This is a genomic window from Pseudoalteromonas qingdaonensis (assembly GCF_038739665.1).
Taxonomy (GTDB): Bacteria; Pseudomonadota; Gammaproteobacteria; order Enterobacterales; family Alteromonadaceae; genus Pseudoalteromonas; species Pseudoalteromonas qingdaonensis.
Genome location: NZ_JBCGCU010000010.1, coordinates 34,894 through 58,224 on the forward strand (window position 1 = coordinate 34,894; position 23,331 = coordinate 58,224).

24 protein-coding genes are annotated in these 23,331 nt (G+C 49.2%); 12 read left to right on the plus strand and 12 right to left on the minus strand.

Translation table 11 applies throughout. The features are described 5' to 3' along the window. Positions 1-200: 200 nt before the first annotated feature. Complete coding sequence (locus WCN91_RS10190; protein ID WP_342678702.1) at positions 201-650, plus strand: hypothetical protein; 450 nt, start codon at positions 201-203, stop codon at positions 648-650. Between the two features lie 77 nt (positions 651-727). Here WCN91_RS10190 and WCN91_RS10195 read toward each other — a convergent pair whose 3' ends face one another. The 3 genes from WCN91_RS10195 to WCN91_RS10205 all read right to left on the minus strand — a co-directional run bounded on the left by WCN91_RS10195 (position 728) and on the right by WCN91_RS10205 (position 2,636). Continuing rightward, the gene (locus tag WCN91_RS10195; RefSeq protein ID WP_342678704.1) at positions 728-1,225 is read right to left on the minus strand and encodes a YcgN family cysteine cluster protein; all 498 of its coding nucleotides are present in this window, start codon (positions 1,223-1,225) and stop codon (positions 728-730) included. Between the two features lie 48 nt (positions 1,226-1,273). After that, the gene (locus WCN91_RS10200; protein WP_342678845.1) at positions 1,274-2,263 is read right to left on the minus strand and encodes a lytic murein transglycosylase; all 990 of its coding nucleotides are present in this window, start codon (positions 2,261-2,263) and stop codon (positions 1,274-1,276) included. A 91-nt stretch (positions 2,264-2,354) separates the two neighbouring features. Next, positions 2,355-2,636, minus strand: coding sequence for a YcgL domain-containing protein (locus WCN91_RS10205; protein WP_342678706.1), 282 nt, complete (start codon positions 2,634-2,636; stop codon positions 2,355-2,357). Between the two features lie 181 nt (positions 2,637-2,817). On the opposite strand from WCN91_RS10205, the gene minC reads away from it, so the two are divergent. From minC to WCN91_RS10225, 4 genes are all read left to right on the plus strand, one after another. After that, the gene (gene minC / locus WCN91_RS10210) at positions 2,818-3,528 is read left to right on the plus strand and encodes a septum site-determining protein MinC (RefSeq protein WP_342678708.1); all 711 of its coding nucleotides are present in this window, start codon (positions 2,818-2,820) and stop codon (positions 3,526-3,528) included. A gap of 5 nt (positions 3,529-3,533) precedes the next feature. Beyond that, positions 3,534-4,343 (plus strand): septum site-determining protein MinD, encoded by an 810-nt coding sequence (minD, locus tag WCN91_RS10215; protein ID WP_342678710.1) that lies wholly within the window; start codon positions 3,534-3,536, stop codon positions 4,341-4,343. Position 4,344: 1 nt separating this feature from the next. After that, positions 4,345-4,605 carry a cell division topological specificity factor MinE gene (minE, locus tag WCN91_RS10220; protein WP_342678712.1) on the plus strand — a complete coding sequence of 87 codons (261 nt, stop codon included), beginning with the start codon at positions 4,345-4,347 and terminating at the stop codon, positions 4,603-4,605. 507 nt (positions 4,606-5,112) lie between these two features. Further along, positions 5,113-5,574, plus strand: a complete 462-nt coding sequence (locus WCN91_RS10225) for an acyloxyacyl hydrolase (RefSeq protein WP_342678714.1) — start codon at positions 5,113-5,115, stop codon at positions 5,572-5,574. A gap of 82 nt (positions 5,575-5,656) precedes the next feature. Here the strand turns inward: WCN91_RS10225 and WCN91_RS10230 are convergent, their stop codons facing one another. The 4 genes from WCN91_RS10230 to WCN91_RS10245 all read right to left on the minus strand — a co-directional run bounded on the left by WCN91_RS10230 (position 5,657) and on the right by WCN91_RS10245 (position 10,222). Then, on the minus strand, positions 5,657-6,274 hold the full coding sequence (locus WCN91_RS10230; protein WP_342678716.1) for a DUF1294 domain-containing protein: 618 nt from the start codon (positions 6,272-6,274) through the stop codon (positions 5,657-5,659). A gap of 14 nt (positions 6,275-6,288) precedes the next feature. Further along, positions 6,289-7,431: a ribonuclease D gene (gene rnd, locus WCN91_RS10235; RefSeq protein ID WP_342678718.1), complete on the minus strand. Its 1,143-nt coding sequence runs from the start codon at positions 7,429-7,431 to the stop codon at positions 6,289-6,291. Positions 7,432-7,478: 47 nt separating this feature from the next. After that, positions 7,479-9,143 (minus strand): long-chain-fatty-acid--CoA ligase FadD, encoded by a 1,665-nt coding sequence (gene fadD, locus WCN91_RS10240; protein ID WP_342678720.1) that lies wholly within the window; start codon positions 9,141-9,143, stop codon positions 7,479-7,481. 212 nt (positions 9,144-9,355) lie between these two features. Next, a complete protein-coding gene (locus WCN91_RS10245; RefSeq protein ID WP_342678722.1) occupies positions 9,356-10,222 on the minus strand; it encodes an alpha/beta fold hydrolase in 867 nt (288 codons plus the stop codon). An 81-nt stretch (positions 10,223-10,303) separates the two neighbouring features. Here WCN91_RS10245 and WCN91_RS10250 point away from each other — a divergent pair, with 81 nt between their 5' ends. Then, positions 10,304-11,596 (plus strand): alkaline phosphatase, encoded by a 1,293-nt coding sequence (locus WCN91_RS10250; RefSeq protein ID WP_342678724.1) that lies wholly within the window; start codon positions 10,304-10,306, stop codon positions 11,594-11,596. 94 nt (positions 11,597-11,690) lie between these two features. Here WCN91_RS10250 and WCN91_RS10255 read toward each other — a convergent pair whose 3' ends face one another. The 4 genes from WCN91_RS10255 to yoaA form a co-directional block, all read right to left on the minus strand. Beyond that, entirely contained in the window at positions 11,691-13,775 is a 2,085-nt protein-coding gene (locus WCN91_RS10255; RefSeq protein WP_342678726.1) for an EAL domain-containing protein, read from the minus strand. Positions 13,776-13,921: 146 nt separating this feature from the next. Beyond that, positions 13,922-14,206, minus strand: a complete 285-nt coding sequence (locus WCN91_RS10260; RefSeq protein WP_342678728.1) for a hypothetical protein — start codon at positions 14,204-14,206, stop codon at positions 13,922-13,924. 62 nt (positions 14,207-14,268) lie between these two features. Next, entirely contained in the window at positions 14,269-14,955 is a 687-nt protein-coding gene (gene tsaB, locus WCN91_RS10265) for a tRNA (adenosine(37)-N6)-threonylcarbamoyltransferase complex dimerization subunit type 1 TsaB (RefSeq protein ID WP_342678730.1), read from the minus strand. Between the two features lie 2 nt (positions 14,956-14,957). After that, positions 14,958-16,868, minus strand: coding sequence for a DNA repair helicase YoaA (gene yoaA, locus WCN91_RS10270; RefSeq protein ID WP_342678731.1), 1,911 nt, complete (start codon positions 16,866-16,868; stop codon positions 14,958-14,960). 168 nt (positions 16,869-17,036) lie between these two features. Between yoaA and WCN91_RS10275 the strand changes: the two genes are divergently transcribed. Next, entirely contained in the window at positions 17,037-17,438 is a 402-nt protein-coding gene (locus tag WCN91_RS10275; RefSeq protein ID WP_342678733.1) for a hypothetical protein, read from the plus strand. A 7-nt stretch (positions 17,439-17,445) separates the two neighbouring features. Here the strand turns inward: WCN91_RS10275 and WCN91_RS10280 are convergent, their stop codons facing one another. Next, positions 17,446-17,667, minus strand: a complete 222-nt coding sequence (locus WCN91_RS10280) for a hypothetical protein (RefSeq protein WP_342678735.1) — start codon at positions 17,665-17,667, stop codon at positions 17,446-17,448. A gap of 341 nt (positions 17,668-18,008) precedes the next feature. On the opposite strand from WCN91_RS10280, the gene hisG reads away from it, so the two are divergent. The 5 genes from hisG to hisH all read left to right on the plus strand — a co-directional run bounded on the left by hisG (position 18,009) and on the right by hisH (position 23,331). After that, positions 18,009-18,908 carry an ATP phosphoribosyltransferase gene (gene hisG / locus WCN91_RS10285; protein ID WP_342678737.1) on the plus strand — a complete coding sequence of 300 codons (900 nt, stop codon included), beginning with the start codon at positions 18,009-18,011 and terminating at the stop codon, positions 18,906-18,908. A 6-nt stretch (positions 18,909-18,914) separates the two neighbouring features. After that, positions 18,915-20,210 (plus strand): histidinol dehydrogenase, encoded by a 1,296-nt coding sequence (gene hisD, locus WCN91_RS10290; protein ID WP_425416033.1) that lies wholly within the window; start codon positions 18,915-18,917, stop codon positions 20,208-20,210. Further along, positions 20,207-21,313, plus strand: a complete 1,107-nt coding sequence (hisC, locus tag WCN91_RS10295) for a histidinol-phosphate transaminase (RefSeq protein ID WP_342678739.1) — start codon at positions 20,207-20,209, stop codon at positions 21,311-21,313. The genes hisD and hisC overlap by 4 nt, the downstream gene beginning before the upstream one ends. Before the next feature lie 369 nt (positions 21,314-21,682). Next, on the plus strand, positions 21,683-22,744 hold the full coding sequence (gene hisB, locus WCN91_RS10300; protein WP_342678741.1) for a bifunctional histidinol-phosphatase/imidazoleglycerol-phosphate dehydratase HisB: 1,062 nt from the start codon (positions 21,683-21,685) through the stop codon (positions 22,742-22,744). Further along, positions 22,741-23,331 (plus strand): imidazole glycerol phosphate synthase subunit HisH, encoded by a 591-nt coding sequence (gene hisH / locus WCN91_RS10305; RefSeq protein WP_342678743.1) that lies wholly within the window; start codon positions 22,741-22,743, stop codon positions 23,329-23,331. Before hisB ends, hisH begins: the two co-directional genes overlap by 4 nt.

The following is a 23,331-nucleotide window of genomic DNA, read 5'->3' on the forward strand; positions in this document are numbered from 1 at the left end:
GATTCTACACACCAATTTAACAAGATCACAAAAAAATCACTGGAACGTTCCATTTAGCACCTTCTAAACTAGCCTCATCCAGCGCCAACTTATGTCAAAGCGGCGAACATACCGAATAAAAAACAAGCAAGCTCGCCTGCACCGCCTATAATAAATGCGTTTCTTTGCACTGATGCAAAAAACGCAACAGGAGACATAAGATGAACAGATATGCCTTATTATTAAGCGCCATGCTGACCTTTGCCGCCAGCAATGTGCAGGCTGAGCTCGAAGTCTATAAAGATTACGACCTGGGCACATCGATTCTTGAGGTCACCACAGTCAAAGTTGATCCCAATATGGGTGATGTTTACTTAGAAGGGCTGCGTGACACCTGGGTCAAAGCAGTAAAGATGCAAAAAGAGCTTGGCTACATTAAAGACTGGAAAATCTATGCCAGTGACTTACCCATTAGTGGTGATTTCAATTTGGTGCTGGTGGTCTGGTTTGAAAAGGCCGCCGATCTTGAACCCAACAAGGAAAAGTACCAGGCCTTTATGAAACAATGGGGTGAGGAAAATCAGGAAAACTCACGTAAGATCTCCAAAGAATATCCAAAGATCAGAACGTTGACCGGTCAATACCGAATGCGGGAAGTTATTATGAAGTAAGTAAGCATCTTCTTGCATATGAAGGCCTGCCCCAGCAGGCCGCTTTTCTTTGGTAAAAAGCCTTTTAACTCTGTGCCTTAATCGCAATCATAGGTGGGCCACTCGGCGATATGATCTTCAAATTCTTCCAAAGGCACATCCGAGTCTTTCACCGTTTTATTACGCACGCTGATCCCCGCTGCGTGCATTTTTGACTTTTTGCCTTTATTCAACAGCGGATGCCAACTCGCCAGCCCCCGCCCCTCTTGCAGGCGACGGTAGCTACAGCTTTTAGGCATAAAAAAGATGTCGGCAATATTGTCCTTGGTCAGCTTAACACATGAAGGTACCAAGGTTTGACGCTGCTCGTACTGCGTACAGCTACAGCTTTTATTATCCAGATACTGGCAAACGATATTGGTGAAGATCAGCTCTTCGCCGGGGCGCAATTGATCCGTGGGGCTAAAGTCATCTTCATCCTCACTGTCGATAAAGGTGTTTAAACAACACTTGCCACAACCATCACAAATGGCTTCCCATTCCTTGTCGCTCATCTGCGCCAGGGTTTTAGTCTGCCAAAATTTATCATCTACCATAAAAAACGCCCCAATTAATCGGGGCGCAGTATAACAAAGTCCAACGTCTTAGTTAATGGCCGGATAGCCGATGCGATCCGATAAATAACCCACGCTGGTGGCGAAATAATATGAACGGTTCCAGTTCATCAGCGCCTTGTAATTGTCATAGGCCAGATACATGCGGCCATTGATATCGTCTGGCATCACCAGAGCAGCGGTAATTTCACGCTGGGGCAAATCCTTACCGTCCATACGTCTTAGGCCTAAGTCTTGCCACTGGCTTAAAGAGCGCTCCGAGTCTGACCAATGCTGTAGCCATTGTTTATGAGTGCGGGTACCGCGCTGCAGCACAGCTTGGGTATCGAAATTCTCTGGTAATTTAACCTGTCGACCCCAGGTCAGCTCGTCGTTCCAGCCCACGCTCTTCAAATAATTAGCAATAGAGGCAAAGGCATCTTCTTCGGTAGTCCAGATATCCTTGCGGCCATCGCCATTATAATCCACCGCATAAGCATTAAAGGACGTCGGCATAAACTGGGTTTGCCCCATGGCACCGGCCCAGGAACCCTTAAAGTGTTCCAGGTCAATATGCCCTTCTTTAAGAATGTCCAATGCCGCCCATAACTGGCTCTTATATAAGGCTTCACGACGGCCATCAAAGGCCAAAGTAACCAAACTGGAAATCACCGGATGGCCACCTTGAATGCGGCCAAAGTTACTCTCAAGACCCCATAAAGCAACGATAAAACGCGCTTGTACACCGTATTCTGCGGCAACCTTTTCCAAGGTGTCCTGGTGCTTTTTATAGAGCTCGCGAGCTTGGTCTATTTTCCACTGCGGCACACGCTTAGGTAAGTAAGTTTCTAAAGTTTCTTTTACTTCCGGCTGATTTTTATCGGCGCTTATCACCTTAGGCTTAAACTTGATGGTGGCAAAAGCGGTATCAAGCAGCTCCTGGCTGTAACCTTTTTCCAGGGCCTCGCCTTTTAATTTGCTTACATATATGTCGAAAGCGGCTTGTTGCTCTTGTGCACTTTTTATCTGCGAGTTTGCCAGAGTGGGATAAGATAGCGTCGCCGCCACAGCCAGGCTTAAGCCGGACAAGGTTGCGGGTTTAAAGGCGCTGGCTAAATACTTGCTGATTTTTTTAATCACTCTCTACTCCATTTTGTCTTCTTAGTTCGTCCAACATGTTTTCGGTTGGCGGGGGTAGCTGTAAATAAAACCCCTGCTCACTTAATTCTTCCTTAACCTTAGCAATATCCGCTAAAGCAAGCTGTGTTTTTGTTGCCAGATTCAGCAAAATAACAAATTGCGGCTTGCCGAACATGTCCATAAGCGGCTGTGGAACAGCAGAAAAATCATCTCGTTTTGGCAAATAAAGGTAGGTATCTGGTTTTTTCTTACTCTTATATACTGCGCACAGCATGGTTAGGGCCTTTAAGTTGTTGCGAAACACACCTTGACACTATACCATGAGTGCTAAATCATGTGGTAAGTTTAGTGGCCAATGCTCAACACCAAGGCCTAACCAAAGTCAGCCTTATAGCACGTTTGTAGCGACTTTCCTTGGTGATAATTAATAACAGGCCACACAAGTATGAGCGCTTATGTCGGAACAATTATTCGAATTGAAAGGGAACCTCTTCACTCTATCGGTGTTACGTCTGTTAACTGCTGATTTGGTTGCATTGAGCGAGCAGCTTGATGCCAAAATTTCCCAAGCACCAAAATTCTTCGCCGGTGCCCCCATTGTTGTTAATCTTGAAGCGCTTGATGGCGCCGACCTCGACTTTTCTCAACTGCACGCCCTGCTAAAACGTTTAGCCTTTAATCCCGTAGGTGTATGCAGCGGTACGGATGAGCAACATCAGCAGGCCAAAGCGGCCGGTTTTTCTGTGCTTAATTACGCCAAAGACAACCAAGCGGCCAAGGCGCCAGCCAAAGCCTCGGTTACGCCCGCGGTTGCAGCACCAGCAGAGCCTGAGCCCACCATGGTAGTTGAAGGCACGGTACGCTCCGGGCAACAGGTCTATGCCAAGGGCCGAGATCTTATCGTTCTTGGCGCGGTAAGCCACGGCGCCGAAGTGATTGCCGATGGTCATATTCATATTTACGGCACCTTGCGTGGTCGTGCCATTGCCGGCGCGCAGGGTGATAAAAACGCCACAATATTCTGCCAAAAGCTCGAAGCCGAACTGGTTTCCGTCAATGGCAGTTATTGGATCAGTGACTCACTGCAAGGTGAACTATGGGGGCAAGCCGCCTGCATTCGCCAACGCCAAGACTCACTTCATATATCAGCTTTGGTTAAAGGATAAAACTCATGGCAAAAATTATTGTCGTTACTTCTGGTAAAGGCGGCGTAGGCAAAACAACCTCTAGCGCTGCAATTGGTACTGGCCTAGCCCTTAAGGGCTTTAAAACCGCGATTGTCGATTTCGATATTGGCCTGCGTAACCTGGACTTGATCATGGGCTGTGAGCGTCGCGTGGTTTATGACTTTGTTAATGTTATCAATGGCGAAGCCAATCTTAATCAGGCACTGATCAAGGACAAGCGTGTCGATAAGCTGTTTATCTTACCGGCATCACAAACCCGTGATAAAGACGCGCTAACCAAAGAAGGCGTTGAAAAGGTCCTAAACGACTTAAAGAACGATTTCGACTTTATCGTCTGTGACTCGCCAGCGGGTATCGAAGCCGGTGCCATGATGGCCCTTTACTTCGCCGATGAAGCCATAGTCACCACCAACCCGGAAGTATCTTCTGTACGTGACTCAGACCGCATTCTTGGTATTTTGCAAAGCAAGTCACGCCGCGCCGAAGAAGGCCTGGAGCCGGTGAAAGAGCACCTGCTACTGACCCGCTACAACCCAGAGCGTGTACAGCGCGGTGAAATGCTGTCGGTAGAAGACGTTAACGATATTCTTGCCATTGACCTACTCGGTGTTATTCCTGAGTCGCAGGCCGTCCTAAATGCCTCTAACCATGGTCAGCCCGTGGTGTTAGACAGCGAGTCGGATGCCGGTCAGGCCTATCATGATGCCATTAACCGCCTGCTTGGTGAGCAAGTTGAGTTCCGCTTTTTGGATGTAGAAAAACGCGGCCTGTTTAAACGGATTTTTGGAGGATAATGTGTCTTTACTCGATTACTTTCGTTCGCAAAAGAAAACCAGCGCTTCAACGGCAAAGGAGCGACTGCAGATCATAGTTGCTCATGAGCGTTCACAGCGCGGTACACCGGATTACTTACCACAACTAAAACAAGATATTCTTGATGTGATCCGCAAGTACGTAGCCATCGACGCCGAGGCCGTGCAGGTACAGCTGGAACAAAATGAAGACGATTTAGCGGTATTAGAGCTAAACGTGACCCTACCCGACGAAGAAAGATAATCGTTTCAGGGTACAAAAAAAGGAAGCCAAAGTGCTTCCTTTTTTATTGTAAAAATTCGCCGTTATTGGTGCAGAGCTCGACACACATACGAACTTGTAGGTCCGGATTTATCCCGACAATATTGGATATTATCCATTATTTCACCCGTTATACAATAAATCAGGATTCAAACCCAGGTTTTGTAGCTCATCTTCGCTGTTTGTTTAGAAGGAAATAGTGAATTTAAAGGAAATTAACGACTAGAACACCTAAGTCGACCTTTTTGCATTTTAATCCTGCTCACGCAGTAGCACTAAAGCCGGCTATTGCACGTTTTTAAGCTCAAAAATTGCCATTTTATAAACCTGCTTTTAAAGTTGGAAAACTTGCCTAATAGCGACAACACTAAATGAAGGATAAATCTGGCTAGGCGGTATTAGTCGATAGTAAGCGCACGGACAAAAGAACATCTGTCTAAAACCTAATAAATTTTACGGATACCGCTTTAATGAAACGAACTATCCTTTGTGTTGCTTTACTGGTTTTACTCACCTCCCCCCGCTTTTGCAGACGATGACACGTCATCGGTAAGCATTGGCATTGCCGGCTGGGCCTTATTTGATCAATTCGATGAGTTTGCGGTGCATGCAAATTATGAACACGCACCCTTACAGGATTTATGGGATCTGCAGCCCCGTGTGCTGGTTATTTTTGCCGAGCATGACCAGAAATATTACGGTTTAGGTGCCGCTAAGGCCTTTAAAATCAATGATGATTGGAGTTGGGGGGTTGCCAGCCATGTGGGTTATGCCCATAATTTGGACTCGCTCGGCTACGACCTGGAGTTTTACAGTTATTTATTCATCAAGTATAAGATCACCCAAGAGCACAGGGTTCGCGCAGAAATAGGCCATATTTCCAATGCCGGATTTGGCGAGACCAACCCAGTCTCTGAAGCCATAGTAATGAGCTATTCGTATCATTTCTAATGCCCTGTAGGTCGGGATTTTATCCCGACAAAGATGCGATGCCGTTCCATGTCGGCGCGAAGCACCGACCCACAACATAGATCTAAAGCAAGCTAATCTTGCTTAGCAAGATTTGCCCTTCACTGGAGCATAACCAAGCCACGGCAGCAAGATTCGCCAGCACACATAACCAATAGCCAAACAAAAACGAGCCTTTTTTAGACTTATGCCTGAATTTGTTTTGTGCCAGAAAAGCACCGGGCCAACCGCCGAGTAAAGCAAATAGATGCAAGGTACTTTCCGGTGTGCGCCATTGGTTATTCTTGGCCTTGGCTTTATCACGACCATAAGCGATAAAAGCAACCAGGCTCAGAACCAGATAGAGCGGGATAAACCACAGGGGTAACTTGCCAAGCATAATAACACCGGCGATAAACAGGCAGCCCATAGTTACTGTGATGCTACCCATTGTCCTCGCTTGTCCGGGCTTTTTTGTTGCCTGACGTTTATGATCCGAAGCAAAACTGATGTCCACCGCCTGCGCTCGTCCTTGCTTATCACGGGCACCTTTGTAGACGATTAAATCGCCGTTTTGCGGTCGTCGGTTACGTTTTTTAAAGGCCTTGATATGTACAAATAAGCGCTCGCCGCCGCCATTAGACTGCACAAAACCAAAACCTTTATCGTCATTCCATTGTTCAATCTTTCCCTGATACTTCATCTGCTCTGCCTCCCCTACTTCTGTGCTCCAGGTAGCCACTTTACCAGTGCTTCACTTAAGTATTCACTGCGCCAAGGCTGCAAAATATCCGGTGCCATTAAGATTTGACGCTCATCGTCCGTGAGCTTCCAATTCCAGCTAATAAGCTGGTTGATCTGCTTTTTACTGGCAAAAACATCGGCGGGAATATGAGTGGTTTTGCTCACCGCGGTGATCTTTTGCTTAATCTCCTTGGCTGCCTGCTTATAACCGCGATAGTCCATCAAGCGCATCACCCGAGGCGGTAGTTGCTCGTCGCTGAGCTTCTTGGCGCGCTCGATACAAGCCAGCATTTCTCGGCCCGAGCGATTCACTTCCATGGCATCCACGCCAGGAATATTGCGCATGCTGTTTAAAGAGCTGGGGCGGCGTTTGGCAATTTCCACCATGTTTACTTCTTTGACAATAAAGTTCAGCGCCAGATTCTTACGCTGAGCTTTCTCTCGTCGCCACATAGCCAGCTCACGCAGTGCCGCCAAATCCCTTGGTGACAATTGCCAGGCACCTTTCACATCGCGGTACAAAAGCTCATCTGGAGTGGAAAAGGCGCGTTTTTGCGAAATAAGTTGAGACTCGGCAATAACAATATCGAACCAGCCCTTGGCGTTGATCTCTTCAACTATTTGCTCGAAACAAGGCAGTAAGTGGGCAACATCGGCGGCGGCATAAGTCAGTTGGCTTTCGCGCAGTGGCCTTTGCAGCCAGTTGGTGCGCGACTCGCTTTTATCAATTTCAATCCCCAGGCGCGCATTGACCATGGCGGCAAAACCCATGCAGTTGCCTGAGCCTAAAAGCTGCAGGGCAAATTGGGTATCGAATAAGGGAGTGGGGACAAAGCCGGCAAAATTTTGGAATACTTCGATATCTTCCGAAGGTGAGTGCAATACCTTTAACACCTCGGGCTTTTGTAATAATGCCCATAGAGTGCTGAAATCTAGCTCCGCCAGCGGATCGATCAAGGCCAGGTGCTGACCGTCAAACACCTGTAAAAGTGCTATTTCTGGGTACAGTGTACGCCTGCGCATAAACTCGGTGTCTATTGCGAGCACCTTAGCCTTGCTGATTGCGTCGACAAATGTGTCCAACGCCCCTTGCTCAGTAATTAACTGATATTCCACCTGTACTCCTTAAAAAACAAACCGGCTATTTGCCGGTTTGTTCATCGCTATTTTTGTTCGTCTTTTAATGCGCGTCGCAGTATTTTCCCGACGTTGGTCTTTGGTAATTCATCACGGAATTCAACCAACTTGGGTACCTTATAATTAGTCAGGTTATCACGACAATGCTTTATTATATCTTTTTCCGTTAAAGACGGATCTTTTTTAACGACAAATACTTTAACTTGTTCACCGCTGACCTCGTGGGGCACGCCCACGGCGGCCACTTCCAGCACGCCTTCGTGATCGGCGATCACTTCTTCGATTTCATTCGGGAAGACGTTAAAACCGGAAACCAGGATCATATCTTTTTTACGGTCAACGATATAGAAGAAGCCTTCGTCATCGTAAGTAGCGATATCACCGGTAGCAAACCAACCATCCTTTAAACACTCGGCGGTGGCATCGGGACGATTATAATAGCCCTTCATTACCTGCGGGCCTTTCACCCAGAGTTCACCGGGCTCGCCCTTCGGCGCTTCTTCGCCATTATCCAGCATCAATTTGATGTCGGTGCTAGGCGCAGGCAAACCGATTGAGCCATTGTAGGCTTCAAGGTCGTATGGGCTAACGGTCACTAATGGCGAACATTCGGTTAAGCCGTAGCCTTCCACCAAACGGGAGCTTGTCACTTTTTGCCAGCGCTCTGCCACCGGGCGTTGCACCGCCATGCCACCACCTAGGGATATTTTTAGGTTTGAGAAGTCGATATCGGCAAAACCATCTGTGTTAAGCAGGCCGTTAAACAGGGTATTTACCCCAGTCACCACGGTGAACTTGTTGCTTTTCAGCTCTTTTACAAAGCCCTTCATATCACGCGGGTTGGTGATCAACAGGTTCATACCGCCGTACTTCATAAAGGTCAGGCAGTTCGCCGTTAGCGCAAAGATATGGTACAGAGGTAAGGCGGTAACCACGATTTCTTTACCACGCTCTAAAATATTACCTAAACAGCCGGATACCTGCTCCAGGTTGCCCACCATATTGCCATGGGTCAGCATGGCGCCTTTTGATACACCGGTTGTACCACCTGTGTATTGCAAAAAGGCAAGGTCATCCAAGGTCACATGCGGGCGCTGATAAGTAGCCGCATTGCCCTTTTTCATCACCTCAGTAAAAGGAATAGTGTTTTTAAGCTGATAGGCCGGCACCATCTTCTTGATGTATTTGACCACAAAGTTAACCAGATGCTTTTTCAGGCCGCCGACCATATCACCCACTTCGGTGACGATCACATGCTTAACCTGAGTGTTGGCAATGGCTTTTTCCAGGGTATGGGCAAAGTTGGCAAGAATAAAGATGGCGTCCGCTTCTGAGTCATTCAACTGATGCTCAAGTTCACGCGCCGTATAAAGCGGGTTTACATTAACCACTACACAACCGGCACGTAATACACCGAGAATACTCACAGGTGTTTGCAGCAGGTTGGGCATCATCACGGCAACTTTAGAGCCGGGCTTAAGGCCCAGATCATTGTTAATATATGAAGCAAGCTTCTTGGTCGCTTCGTCGAGCTGCTGATAGCTCAGGGCCGCTCCCATATTTTTAAATGCCGGCAAGTCGGCAAAGTCACTAAAACTTTTTTCAAACAGAGTCAGTAAAGAATCGTAATGAGCGGGGTCTATGGTTTCTGGGCAACCCTTTGGATAACGCTTAAGCCAGATTTTCTCCACACTAGGCTCCTATTAATTTGTTCTTATAATGGTTTATCTTAGAAGTCATGAGTCTCGGCGTGATCAGGCACGACGCCAAACTGATGTGCTTATAGCCAGTCGCTTCGCGGCCAATTAATCGCACTACTAACCTTAATCTAAGTTGTAATTTTTAACAATTGAGCAAAAGCTCTAATTTTTGCGATATTCCCATAATTACGGCAAAGTTACAATTATCTTGCGCCACTTTGACGCAAATGTGCACCAATAAGCTCTGCGCACTCAGAGGCGCTCTGCATATGACAATGGTGGCCTCCTGCTACTACTTTAGCACTTAACTGACTGTAATGATGAGCAAATTTATGCTCATTTTGGTGCACCATAGAATAGCCTGCGGTGCCTTTAATAAGCAAAGTCGGCACATCTATAATATCGAGCAGAGCATGGGCCTGAGCCTCACTGTAACGAAAAGCAGAATAATGCTTAATCCGTGGGTCGGTGCGCAGCCGTACTCCCCCTTTTGGGCCCGGCTCTATATTGCGAGCCATTAATTCATTGCCTACCGATTCATCAAAGTCGCTGATTGCCAGGCGCCGGGCTATTAAATCAGCGGCACTTGGGTATTCACGTATTTTTTCACCCCGTGCCCGCTGCGCTAAGGCGCGAATAAGCAGGGCCTTGGCTTCTTCGGGCTCGGCATATACAAGGCCGATACCTTCAATCAGGGTTAAACTACTGATGTGCTCACCAAAGCAGGCCGCATATAAAGAAGCCACCATGGCCCCTAAAGAATGGCCGACAAGATGCACCCTTCGCGCCTGACACTGGCTTATTATCTGATGTAAATCATCAACATAATCAATAAAGTAATAGTGCGCCTGAGGGTGGCGCCACTGAGATAAACCATGCCCGGCCCAGTCAAAGGCATAAAATGGCAGGCTCAAAGATAACTCCCGCATCAAGGGCGCAAAACTACCGCTGTTATCCTGCCAGCCATGACAGGCAATCACTACATCATCTTGATGCAAACCCAAGGTCTGTTGATTATTGCTCAGGCCGCATAAGGTTAGAGCTCGGGTATTTATTGAAAATGTATGCAAAACAACTCCATTTCACCGCAAGGCGGTTTATTTTCATAGTCCAGGGTATAGAATGACAACAACTGACAATAGGACTTTGATATGAAACCTACATTCACTTTAGCTGCGCTTTCTTTCGCCAGCTTTTTTGCCAGCGCCAATACGCCAACACCAAAAAATATAATATACATGATTGGCGACGGCATGGGACCTGCCTACACCACGGCTTACCGCTACTATCAGGACGACCCAAGCACCCCCGCCGTTGAGAGCACAGTATTTGATTCTATGCTCACAGGTATGGCGCACACCTACCCGGATGATGACACAGTGGTGACCGACTCAGCCGCCGCTGCCACCGCCTTGGCCACGGCGAACAAGACTTATAATGGTGCGGTTTCCGTAGACACCCAAAAGCAAAAATTAAAAACCATGCTCGAAATCGCCAAGGAAAAAGGCATGACCACGGCTTTGGTGGCCACCTCGCAAATAAACCATGCAACGCCCGCCAGCTTCGCCGCTCATAATGAGGCCAGATACAATTATGACGCCATAGCCAATGACTATATCGATAATAAAATCAACGGCAAACTGCCGGTAGATCTGATGCTTGGCGGCGGCACTCAATACTTTATCCGCGAAGATAGAAACCTAGTCAATGAGTTTATCGCCGCCGGTTATCAGTATAGCGATAACTTTGCCCAACTTGAGCAAATTGAACAGGTGCCAGCCCTAGGTCTGTATGCCGCCAAAGGTCTGCCCTTTGCCCTTGATAGCGACCCGCTGCGTTTGTCCAAGATGACTCATAAGGCCCTGTCTTTGTTAGAACAAAACGAGCAGCCATTTTTTATGATGATCGAAGGCAGTCAAATCGACTGGTGCGGCCATGCCAATGATATCGCCTGTACCATGGCAGAAATGCACGACTTTGCCCAAGCCATCAAGGTCGCCAAGGACTATATTGCTAAAAACCCCGATACCTTATTAGTGGTCACAGCCGATCACTCCACCGGTGGTTTAACCATAGGTGCACAAGGTCAGTATAAATGGCAAGCAGATGTGATCAAGGGTGTGCAGGCCACCGCCGAGGTAATAGCCGAGCGCCTGATGACCAGCGACAATATGCAGGAGCAATGGCAAGCCGACACGGGTATGGCCTACAGCAAAGATATTGAGGTGTTACTCACTCATGCGAAACAAGTAGATGAAGAAGCCTTGGTATTGACGGTGAAAAAACTAATCAACGAGGCCAGCTTTACCGGCTGGACAACTTCAGGTCATACCGGTGTCGATGTGCAGGTATTCGCTCATGGTGTGGGTCACGAACAGTTTATCGGCTCACAAAATAACGTTGATATCGCCACAAAGTTAATATCATTCATTAACAAACAATAACAATGTTGATATCTTTATAATATTGGGTTACTGTTTAACTTGCTTGTTAACATAGTTTAACAACCCTACTGAAAACTGAAGACTCAAAAGCCGCTCATAGAGCGGCTTTTTTACTTTCGGTTGCAGGTAAATCCTGTGTGATTGGCACTGGAGTCGCCAAGCCCTGCTCGGCAAACTTAAGTATTGCCTGCTCTAAAGTCAGTGGACGGTCAAAGTAATAACCCTGTAACTGCTTGACCGGTAAAGGGGTAATAAAATCGACATGGAAGTCTGATTCTATGCCCTCAGCCACCACCTCAAAACCCAGCTTATGGCACAATTGGCTCAGGCTTTGATATAGAATAATGGCTGAGTCTTTCTCATCGCTTGGCAACAAGCTGCGATCGAACTTAATGGTGTCGACATTAAGTTTACTGAGTAAACTCAAACAGGAATAGCCTGTGCCAAAATCATCCACTGCACAGCGGATCCCCTGACTTTGCAATTTAGCCACGACCTCCTGAGTACGGCTAAAATCATCCACATAGGAAGACTCCAAAATCTCCACCTCAACCTGATCTGGAAACTTGCTAAAGGCGCGGATCACACGCTTGTAGCGGCGATAGATAAGGTTGCGCGGAGATATATTAAAGCTGATTTTAGGCGCCAATTGATGGCGATGGAATTGCTGTAGATCCAGCTCCAATTGGTCAATTACAAAGCTGTCGACCACATCCATCATTTGAAAACGATCCAACACATCAATAAACCAGGGGCTAATAATGGTGCCATCGCTTTGTTTATGGCGCAGCAGCGCTTCAAAGCCGAGGATACGCTTGCTTCGCTTACAGATTTTTGGCTGATAATACAGGCATAAAGCACCGTCTTTGAGGGTTTCTATGACCTCGGTCAGGCGTTTTTGCTCGGCAAATTTTTCGCTGTCCAGTTTGGCGAAATGTGTCTCAGCTTGGCGCTCCAGCTGACGACCGGCGCTCACTCTTTTAACCAGCATATCCAGCTGTCGACCACTGACATTGTGCTCTCTATTGGCCTTTACAAAAGGCAAATAGATTAAGGTGCTTAACGCAATAAGCAGCGCCTGCCAAAGTACCCCAATTACACTGCCGGTGGCCAAATAACCACTCATAAACACAGGTGTAAACCAGGGAATATCCGCCCCGGCAACCAAGGGTAACCAGCCCTGACCAATCACCAGGTTACTCAGCAAGGCATTAATCAAGGGCACCATAATAAAAGGCACAACAAAATAAGGGTTTAACACTAAAGGCAAGGCGTAGACTAGGATCTCGCTAAGGTTAAACAGCGCCAGCGGCGAGCCAAGCCTGGCAATACTGGCTTCATGAGTACCCCGCCCCTGCATTAGGCAGGCGATCAACAAGCCCCAGATACAACCTGAGCCACCGAGCAAGACAAAGGCATTGATATAGCTTTGTCCGTCCATAGCAAAGCTCAGCATATAGTCGCTCATCTGCGGTGCGGCCATAATCTGATAAGCATAGTCGCCATGAATGCCGAATAACCACAGCACATGGGCGCTCAACAATTGCATGGTAAGCTTTTCATTGCCGCTCCACTGACTCTGCAGCTCGTTAAGCTGACTCAGTGCCGAGCCAAGCATAGAATCAAGCATGGGGAGCAGCATAAAGGTGGCAAGCACCACCAAAATATAAGGAAACATTAAATTCAGGTGCTTGACCAAAAACAAGCTGATATTGCCAACGGGCATAATACGCAGCCAGCGTGCACGTAAAATGGCACGCATGGTATAACAACAAAAAATAGGCATTAAAATGGTGTAGAGCACACCAGCGCGATTATTAATCCCTATGCTGCCATCATCGAGCACATAAATATAACCCGTGGCCAGGGTAAAACAAGTCAGCACCAAAATAGGCACGGCTATGGTATTGAGCTTGAGGTTTTTAGCCAGGTAATAACTAAAGGAAAGCAAGGTGGTTAGGGGGAACAAGGTCCAGACCAAGACATTAAACGAGCTCAAAAATACATAACGAGCGCCCAGGTCTTCATAATTCAACCAGTGCGTAACCAGGGTTACCAAGGCCGCCATCACAAAAAATGGGATAAGGGCAATATACCCCTCACGCAAGGATAAAATGACCGTATTGGCGGCTAGTTTGGCAGCTCCGCGGGTAAACACTGCAAATACGCGTTGGTGCACAATAATACTAACTTATTCTTATTTTTATTTGTCCCTAAAGTAACTCTTAATACTGATATTGTCCACATATTAACAACGCATTATCATAACTTGCAAAATGTACAGATGACTAAAAGAGCTGTTGCGACAGGCGAAAAGCTGACGTATTAAACGTACAGGCTGACATGGAGCATGGCCTGCACTTCTTCTCGGCGCTGCAAAAAAGCATATTCACGGTAAGTGGCAATAGCGGCGCTGGTGCGGTTATCTCTGGGTTGGTCGTAGATGGTTTGCCGATACAGGGCCTCGGCCAACTCGCGCCCATGCTGCGAGTTATTAACCTTACCCTGAGCACTCTCGGGGCTGGTTTCTCGCTCCAGCTTATTCGTGCGCGCCTGAGGTTGAACCTGGTGCGCACTCGCTGGGGCTTGGCTGATACGGCGAATAGACATGAACTAGCTTATGATAAAAGACACATTTTCAGTGTGATACAAAGCGCCGATATGCGCAATATTTATTCCTTACCCGGTAGTTTTTTCCAAGTTACCGTGTCGCGCACATACACAGGCTGCGCCGACGCGGCATCGCCCACATTGCCCTTGGCAAATTCGCTTGCCAGCAGGGGCAACATATAGCGGCTATCGGGCAAGGTGATTTCCTTGTCCACGTCAACCTGGCTCAAACTTGCGGCCAAATCCGTGTAGGTTTGCCACCCCGTACCCACGGCCACTGCAGCGCTAAATGGGCTGGTGACGGCAGCAGGTTCTAGCACCTGTTGTTCGCCAACTAACTGAGCTAAACCGTCTTTTTCCTCATAAGCACCAAGATATACCTCACCCATGCGCGCATCTATGGCCGCCAATACGGTACTGGCACCGCGCTCGCTCATTGCCTGTTGCGCCATCATGGCCAGCGATGAAACACCTATAACCGGAGTCTTGGTAGCAAAGGCCAAACCTTGGGCAACAGAAACACTGATGCGAACCCCGGTAAAACTGCCCGGGCCCTGACAATAACCAATTACATCCACATCCCCAATATCGCAATTTGCCTGTTTTAGCAGTGCATCGATTTCATCGAGAATACGCTGGCTGTGCTGCTGCGGGCACACTTCAAAAAAGTGATAGAGTTTATCTTGATGCAATAAGGCAAGCGATAAGGCTTCGGTCGAGGCGTCAAGGGCTAGGATGGTTTGGCTCATAGTTACTCTATAGTTTGTAAAAAGGCGGTCACTTGATTCATATCGCGACAACGACGCATATTAGGCAGGCTTTGCAAAAATACCTGGCCATAGTCTCGGGTCACAACGCGGTTGTCACATAATACTAAAACACCGCGATCTTGGCTATCGCGGATCAAACGGCCGACCCCTTGTTTTAGGGAGATAACGGCACGTGGCAATTGAATTTGCGCAAAGGGATCGCCGCCGCCACGTTCGCATTCCTGCATACGCGCCTGTAGCAGGGGATCGTCCGGGGCGATAAAGGGCAGCTTGTCTATCACCACGCAGCTAAGGGCACTACCGCGTACGTCCACCCCTTCCCAAAAAGAGGCGGTGCCCATTAATACCGCATTACCATGGCGGGTAAAACGCTCCAACAGCAAGCGCTTAGACATCTGCCCTTGGACAAATACCGGGTACTCCATTTGCTGACACAATACTTCGGCCACCATGTACATCACCCGGTATGAGGTAAACAACAAGAAACAACGACCCTTGGCTGCCTTAATCACCTGCTGGCAAATTCCCACCAAGGCCCGTGGCATTTCCGGTGAATTGGCCGGCGGTAAATAACGCGGCAAACAAAAAAGCGCCTGTTGCTGATAATCAAAAGGGCTGGCCAACATCAACTGATGCGCCGGAGAAAGCCCAAGGGCATCGCTAAAATGCGCCAAATTATTGTTGACCGACAGGGTTGCCGACGTAAATACAAAACCGGCTTCGCGCTCGGCCAGCATGGCCTTAAACTTGGCGGCAATATTCAAAGGCGTGATATGTATACTGACATGGCGGCGGCTGGCCTCATACCAGTAGCTATAACCGCTTGGGGCCACATCGAACACCCGCTCGAATTGTGCTATCAGGCTCATTAGGCGCTCTAACAAGGGCTCCACCAGCTCACTGCGCTCCAGAGCAAGTTTAAGCACCTGATTTAAAAACTGCAGATCTTTACTGACTCTGTGTACCGCGTCACATAAGGGCTTGTTGCTTAGGGCCTGACGCCAGTCACCGCGCCCGCCGTCATGGGGCAACTGCAGGCGCAAGTCCATGGTTGCCGATTCAAGCTTATCCAGAGTTTTACCTAGTTGCAGCATATCCCGTAATTCGGTGCGATAAAGCATGCGGGCGTCGGTGATAAAAGCAAACACCTTTTTCGTTGACACGCTCTCGCCAAAATAATCGCTGGCGATATCCGCCAACTGATGAGCTTCATCGAAGATATAACCGTCGGCGCCAGGCAATAATTCGGCAAAGCCACTTTCTTTGACCGCCATATCGGCAAAAAACAGGTGGTGGTTAATGACCACAATATCTGCCTCAGCGGCACGTAAACGGGCCTTGCGAAGAAAGCAGGCATCAAAGTCCGGACATTCCTTGCCCAGGCAATTATCCGCGGTCGATGTGACATAGGGAAGCACCTTGGCATCGTCTTCTATGCCCGGGCAGTCGGCAATATCGCCGCTGCGGCTTTCCCCGGCAAACTTAGCTACCATGGCCAGTTGATGCATAATATCCGTGTCATCGCTGGGCACATGAGCGACATGCTGGTTTAGGCGATAATGACATACATAGTTGCTGCGCCCCTTGAGCAGGGCTTTTTTCTTGGCGCTGCCAAGGGCCTTGTAAACAGTGGGTAAATCGCGGTGATACAGCTGCTCTTGCAGCGCCTTGGAGCCGGTGGAAATAATATACTTGCCCTTGTTGGTCAGCGCCGGCAGCAAGTAAGCAAAAGTTTTACCTGTGCCGGTTTCGGCCTCAACCACCACTTGCTCGGCATTTTTAAGCGCCGAATCACACACCTTGGCCATATCAATTTGCGCCTGGCGGGGGCGATAACCTTTAAAGGCCAGCGCCAGGGGGCCGGTGGGGGAGAAAAGCTGCTCTATGCTCATAGTGGGATTAAATTAAAGGCGCCAGCAAAGACAAAATAGGCGCCGATCATAGCCGAAAATTAAATCGACTCCAACTTGCGTATCAAGTCTTGGCTTTGTACCTCTTTTTGTGTACTCTAGCGCATGTTCAATTTATAAACTAATACTATGAACTAAAAGGATTTATATATGAAAAAAATTGGTCTAACCTGTGTCCTTGCAGCAGCCTTTACTTTAGCCGGTTGTGGCAGCACGCCACCTCGTGTAGCACAAGATAAAGTGGTTACCATCAATGGCGCCGAGATGACTTTTGGCGGCGTCTACAATGTCGATAAAAATCATTTGGAAGTAAGCATTAACGGCGAGCCGGTGATGAAAGGTCGCTTCGCACCTTATACTCCAACCCTTAACCTAAGCACGGCCTATCAGGGCGAAGATATCAGCACCTATTGCTACTTTGGCTCTGTATTGCAAGAGCGCGGCGGCAAGTTCGGCATGATAGCCGGCATAGTTCAAGCCTCACAGCAAAAATCAGGCGATAAGTGTGAAATTAAAGTGGACGGTGAAATCAAAGAACACTTGTATTTCTAAGCGCTAGTTACGCCCATACATCAAGGCGAGGAGACCCATCCTTGCCTTGCTCAGTGCTACCATTACGCTCATCCACAAAAGTTTCCTGACCCCGCTGTGCACCAAGCCGCTTACGCTCGTTACGCACCTTAGCAACCTTGTCATCCTTTACCCCAGCAACATGAAATGCCTCCTTGTGCTGCACTTCAAGGCGGGTAATACGCCCCATAAAGGGGATCATAATATCCATAGGCACGCTCCGCACTTTCTGATAACCCTGCCTATATTATCGACAGTTATAGATTAGACTTTAACGCTATAAAAAAAATTAGTTGCAACAAATGCAAACTCTGTGTTTATCTATAAACGAACTTAATCACTTATTTCAGTTTAGCAACAATACGAGCGCAAACATGACTTATACACTGACAACCACTATTCATCATCATCGCCACATCATCGAATAGCCTGTCAGGTATTTCGCTGGGGGGTTATTCCTAAAAGGAACCTCCGGCGCGACTAAAAAACCAGATTCATTTTCGCCCCGAGGATCCCTCGGGGTTTTTAGTTTTATAACTTAGGAAATGAATTATGAGCAACAACAACCGTTTACGTATCGCAATCCAAAAGTCAGGGCGCTTGTCTAAAGACTGCCAAGAGCTGCTTAAGCAATTGGGCATTAAATTAAACCTGCGCGAACAACGCCTTATCGCCCACGCCACCAACATGCCCATAGATGTACTAAGAGTGCGGGATGACGATATTCCGGGTTTAGTGATGGATGGTGTTTGCGACCTAGGCATAGTCGGTGAAAACGTCCTTGAAGAAGCCCAGGCCGAGCGCGCCCGCAGTGGCAACAAAGGCTCGGTAAAAAAGCTGGCCAAGCTCGATTTTGGTTACTGCCGTCTGGCGCTGGCCTGGCCCCAGGAGCTTGGTAAACAGGATAAATCCTGGTTTTCCGGCAAGCGCATCGCTACCACCTACCCCGAGATCCTAAGCAAATACCTGGAGCGCGAAGACATAGATGCCAGCGTGGTGATGCTAACCGGCTCCGTTGAAGTCGCCCCACGTGCGGGTCTGGCCGATGCCATTTGCGATCTGGTCTCAACCGGCGCCACCTTGGAGGCCAATGGCCTTATGCAGGGCGACACCATTTTGGAGTCCAACGCCTGTTTAATTCAAAACGAAATGCTCAAGGATGCAGGCAAGCTGGCGCTCATCGACAAACTTATGCCTCGCCTTCGCGGTGTAAAACAAGCCAAAGAAAGCAAATACATCATGATGCACGCCCCTAAAGCCAAGCTTGATGAGGTGTGCGCCCTGTTACCCGGCACAGGTCAACCTACTCTACTGGCTTTGGCTGGCAGCGAAGAATATGTGGCTCTGCACATGGTCAGCAGCGAGACTCTGTTTTGGGAAACCATGGAGTCGCTAAAAGCCCTCGGCGCCAATTCCATCCTGGTTATGCCCATAGAAAAAATGATGGAGTAACGGCCCGTGATTGACTGGAATACCCTTAGCCCAGCAGCACAAAAAGTGATGCTACAGCGTCCGGCGGTGAGCGCCGCCGATAACGTGCGCCCCGTGTGCGAGGACATACTCAAGCGCGTACAAAGCGATGGCGACAGCGCACTTCGCGACTATGCCAAGCGCTTTGATGGCCGTGCAACAGATGCACCTCTGCTTTGCAGCGACCTTGATTTTGACGATGCCGAAAAGCAGCTTGATACCGAACTCAAGGATGCGATAAAACAGGCGTACAATAATATTCGCCGTTTTCACCTGGCCCAGGTGCCAAAGAACATCAGCCTAAGCACCCAGCCCGGAGTGGCCTGTGAGTTGCGCTACCAGGCCATAGATGCCGTTGGCATATACGTGCCAGGCGGCAGTGCGCCGCTGCCTTCCTCGGTATTGATGCAAGGCGTGCTGGCGCAAATTAGCGGCGCGCAGACTGTGGTGCTGGCCACCCCAGTCAAGGGCGATACCGCTATTGCCCCGGCCATTCTCTACGCGGCAAGCCTGTGCGGTATTAAGCAGGTGCTGCAAATCGGTGGCGCACCGGCCATTGCCGCCCTGGCCTATGGCACAGACACCGTGCCCAAGGTCAATAAAATTTTCGGCCCGGGCAATGCCTATGTGACCATGGCCAAGCAATTGTGCGCCCAGCAGGTGCCCGGGTTGGCCATAGATATGCCCGCCGGACCTTCCGAGGTTTTGGTTATTGCCGATGCCCGAGCCAATGGTGAATTTATTGCTGCGGATCTGCTCTCTCAAGCGGAGCACGGCCCAGACTCTCAGGTTATTCTCCTTAGCGACAGCGCCGAGGTGATAGCGGCTACAGAAAAGGCACTGGCAGAGCAGTTAAAAACCCTGCCACGCGCCGAGATTGCAAAGGCAGCCCTTGAGAACTCGGCGCTTATCAAGGTGCAAAGCATTGCCCAGGCAGTTGAAGTCTCAAATCTATACGGGCCCGAGCACCTAATTTTGCAACTTGGCGAAAGCGCCGAGTTCTTGCCTAAGATTAAGAATGTCGGCTCGATTTTTGTAGGCGATTACACCCCTGAGTCGGCGGGTGATTATGCCTCTGGTACCAATCACGTCTTGCCTACGTACGGCTACTCAAAGGTGTATTCAAGCCTGAGCCTGCTTGATTTTTATCGTACCTATACGGTGCAAACCGTCACCAAAAGCGGTTTGGCCGATTTGGCAAAAGCAATTATTCCCATGGCTGCAGCAGAAGGGCTCGACGCTCACGCCAATGCCGTTCGCATCCGTTTAGGAGAGAAACAGTGAGCACCGACGTAAAACAAAGCGATACCCTGAGGTTGCCACCAGGCCTATTGCCGAAAAATATTGCCGACCTCAGCGCCTACAGTTCGGCGAAAAGCGAAAAGCTCAGCGGCTCAACCTGGCTTAACGCCAATGAAAGTCCGTACACCCGCGAATATAAACTCAGTGGTCAGGCGCTCAACCGCTATCCGGATCCGCAGCCGCAGCAGGTGATCCAGGCCTACGCTGACTATGTGGGCTTAGCGCCAGAGCAGGTGGTGATGACCCGAGGCGCCGATGAAGGCATAGAGCTGCTGGTACGCACCTTCTGCCAGAGCGCAAAAGACAGCATCGCCATTTTTGCGCCCACCTACGGCATGTACAAGGTCACCGCCGATACCCATAATGTCGCGCTCAATACCCTAAGCCAGGAATTATTGCTCCAAGGAGATGTGGATGAGATTTGCACCCAGGTTGGCGATGCCAAGCTGGTGTTTATCTGTAACCCCAATAACCCCACCGGCGCCTTGGTAAGCCAAGATAAAATCGCCGCCATTGCCGCGCGCCTAACAAGCAGCGCTCTAGTGGTGGTTGATGAAGCCTATATCGAGTTTTGCCCTGAGCAAAGCGCGGTGTCATTACTGGCTGACTACGCCAATGTGGTGGTGCTACGCACCCTGTCCAAAGCCTTTGCCTTAGCCGGTCTGCGCACAGGTTTTACCCTGGCCAACACCCAGGTATTGGCACCACTACGTAAGGTCTTAGCGCCCTACCCGGTATCCACCGTGGTGGCCGATATCACTGCGCAAGCGCTGAGTACCTCTAACATAGCGTCGATGCGCCGCCAGGTAGACATTTTAAATGCCCTTAAATCACGCCTGCAGCAGTGGCTTGAACAAAGCGATGCGGTCACTCGGGTGCTCAAAGGTAAGGGCAACTTCGTTACCTTGCAACTTAAAGACAAAAACGCCATTGCCATTGCCTATCAGCAGGGCCTGGTCATGCGCCCCTTTACCCTTTATGGCCAGGACAACTGGCTGCGTATTTCCATCGGCAATGAGCAGGAGCTCGGTGAGGTCAAAGCCTGGCTGGACTCACTAACCGGCTCCACAGCGACAAACCAATAGGGTCTGTTGACCTTTGTTGTTTGTTTCTGCAGCCGTTTGTAGCGGATTTATACAAGGCGGCACATGTGTGGTGTAGTTATTCTACATGAACATGTAACAACACAGTAGAAATACGCTACAAGCGCTGCCCTATGGGTTCATCTAAACGCATCCTGCTCTGTGTTGCTCGCTATGTACATAGGCGAGCAAGACCGAAGCAATGCTTCGCAGCTTAGCGAGGTGAGTGCATGGATGCACGATGTAACCAAGCTTCATGGATGAATTATGCCTTATAGGTTAGTGCTAAATTCATCAGAATGCGTTTAGATTGAACATAAAGTAAACCCCAAAGATAAGCAGACCCTAGTAAGGCAATTTTTAGGAACTAATATGAGCAATCCCTATTTATTTATTGACCGCGACGGCACCCTGATTGAAGAGCCTATCAGCGATAAGCAAGTCGACAGCCTAGAGAAATTAGCCTTGTTACCCGGTGTTATCCCAGCGATGCTCGCCCTACAAGCGGCCGGCTATCGCCTGGTGATGGTGTCTAACCAAGATGGCCTGGGCACGGACAGTTTTCCGCAGGCGGACTTCGATGCGCCGCACAACAAAATGATGGAACTCTTTACCTCTCAAGGTATTCACTTTGAAGACGTGCTGATCTGCCCACACTTCGATGGCGACAACTGCCAATGCCGTAAACCAAAAACCGGTTTGCTGGTCGACTTAATGCGCTCAGGCAAGGTAGATATCGCCAAGTCCTATGTCATTGGCGACCGTCAGACCGATATTCAACTGGCGGAAAACCTCTGTATGCAGGGCATTTTATATCAGGATAACTGGGCGCAAATCGTCACTCGCTTGACTACCGCCGACCGCCAAGGCGCCGTCAGCCGCGATACCAAGGAAACGCAAATTGCCGTGGCACTAAACCTGGACGCCAATAAAAGTGGCGAAATCAGCACTGGGCTTGGCTTTTTCGACCATATGCTTGATCAGATCCGCACCCACGCCAATATTTACTTGGATATTAAGGCCAGCGGCGATTTGCACATAGACGAGCACCACCTGGTAGAAGATGTAGGCATCGCCTTGGGTCAGGCGCTGCGCCAGGCTCTTGGCACCAAGTCGCAAATTGCCCGCTATGGCTTTGCCCTGCCGATGGACGAGTGCAAGGCCGAAGCGCAAATCGACTTATCCGGTCGCGCTTCGTTTGTGTTAAATGCCGATTTTAGCCGTGAAAAAGTCGGCGATATGGATGTACAAATGGTCGAACACTTTTTTAAAAGTCTTAGCGATAATGCCGCCCTGTCGCTGATTTTAAGTGTCACCCCAGGTAACTGCCACCACCAGGTTGAGGGCCTGTTTAAGGCCTTCGCCAGGGCGCTGCGCATGGCCATCAGCAAAGACAGCTCGCAACAAACGGCCAGCTCCAAGGGGGTTTTATGATAGCCATAATCAACACCGGCTGCGCCAATATCAATTCGGTGCGCTTTGCCTTTGAGCGTTTACATACTCAGGTTGATGTGATCACCGACGCTGAGCAACTAAGGGGCTATGAGCGTGCCGTATTACCGGGAGTGGGCCATGCCAAGGTGGCCATGGCGCGCCTGATTAACGGCGGCTGGCAAGAAGCCATTAGGGAATACCAAAGGCCGTTACTGGGCATTTGTTTGGGCATGCAGTTACAGTGCGAGCACACGGCCGAGGGCGACACCCCCTGTTTAGGCATCATTCCCGGCGCCGTCGACGAGCTTGAGGTGGGGAATTTAAGCGCCCCGCACATGGGCTGGAATACCCTAAAGATCACCAAAACGCACCCGCTGACCAAGGGGGTTCAGGATGACGATCAGGTGTACTTTGTTCACAGCTTCGCTCATGGTTGTAACCAGGCGACCTTGGCTACCAGCGAATACGGCCAAACGTTTTCGGCCATGGTCGCCCAGGACAACTATGCCGGGATGCAATTTCACCCGGAGCGCAGTGCCAAAGTGGGTGCGCGCTTACTACAAAATTTTATCGACTGGCGGCTTTAA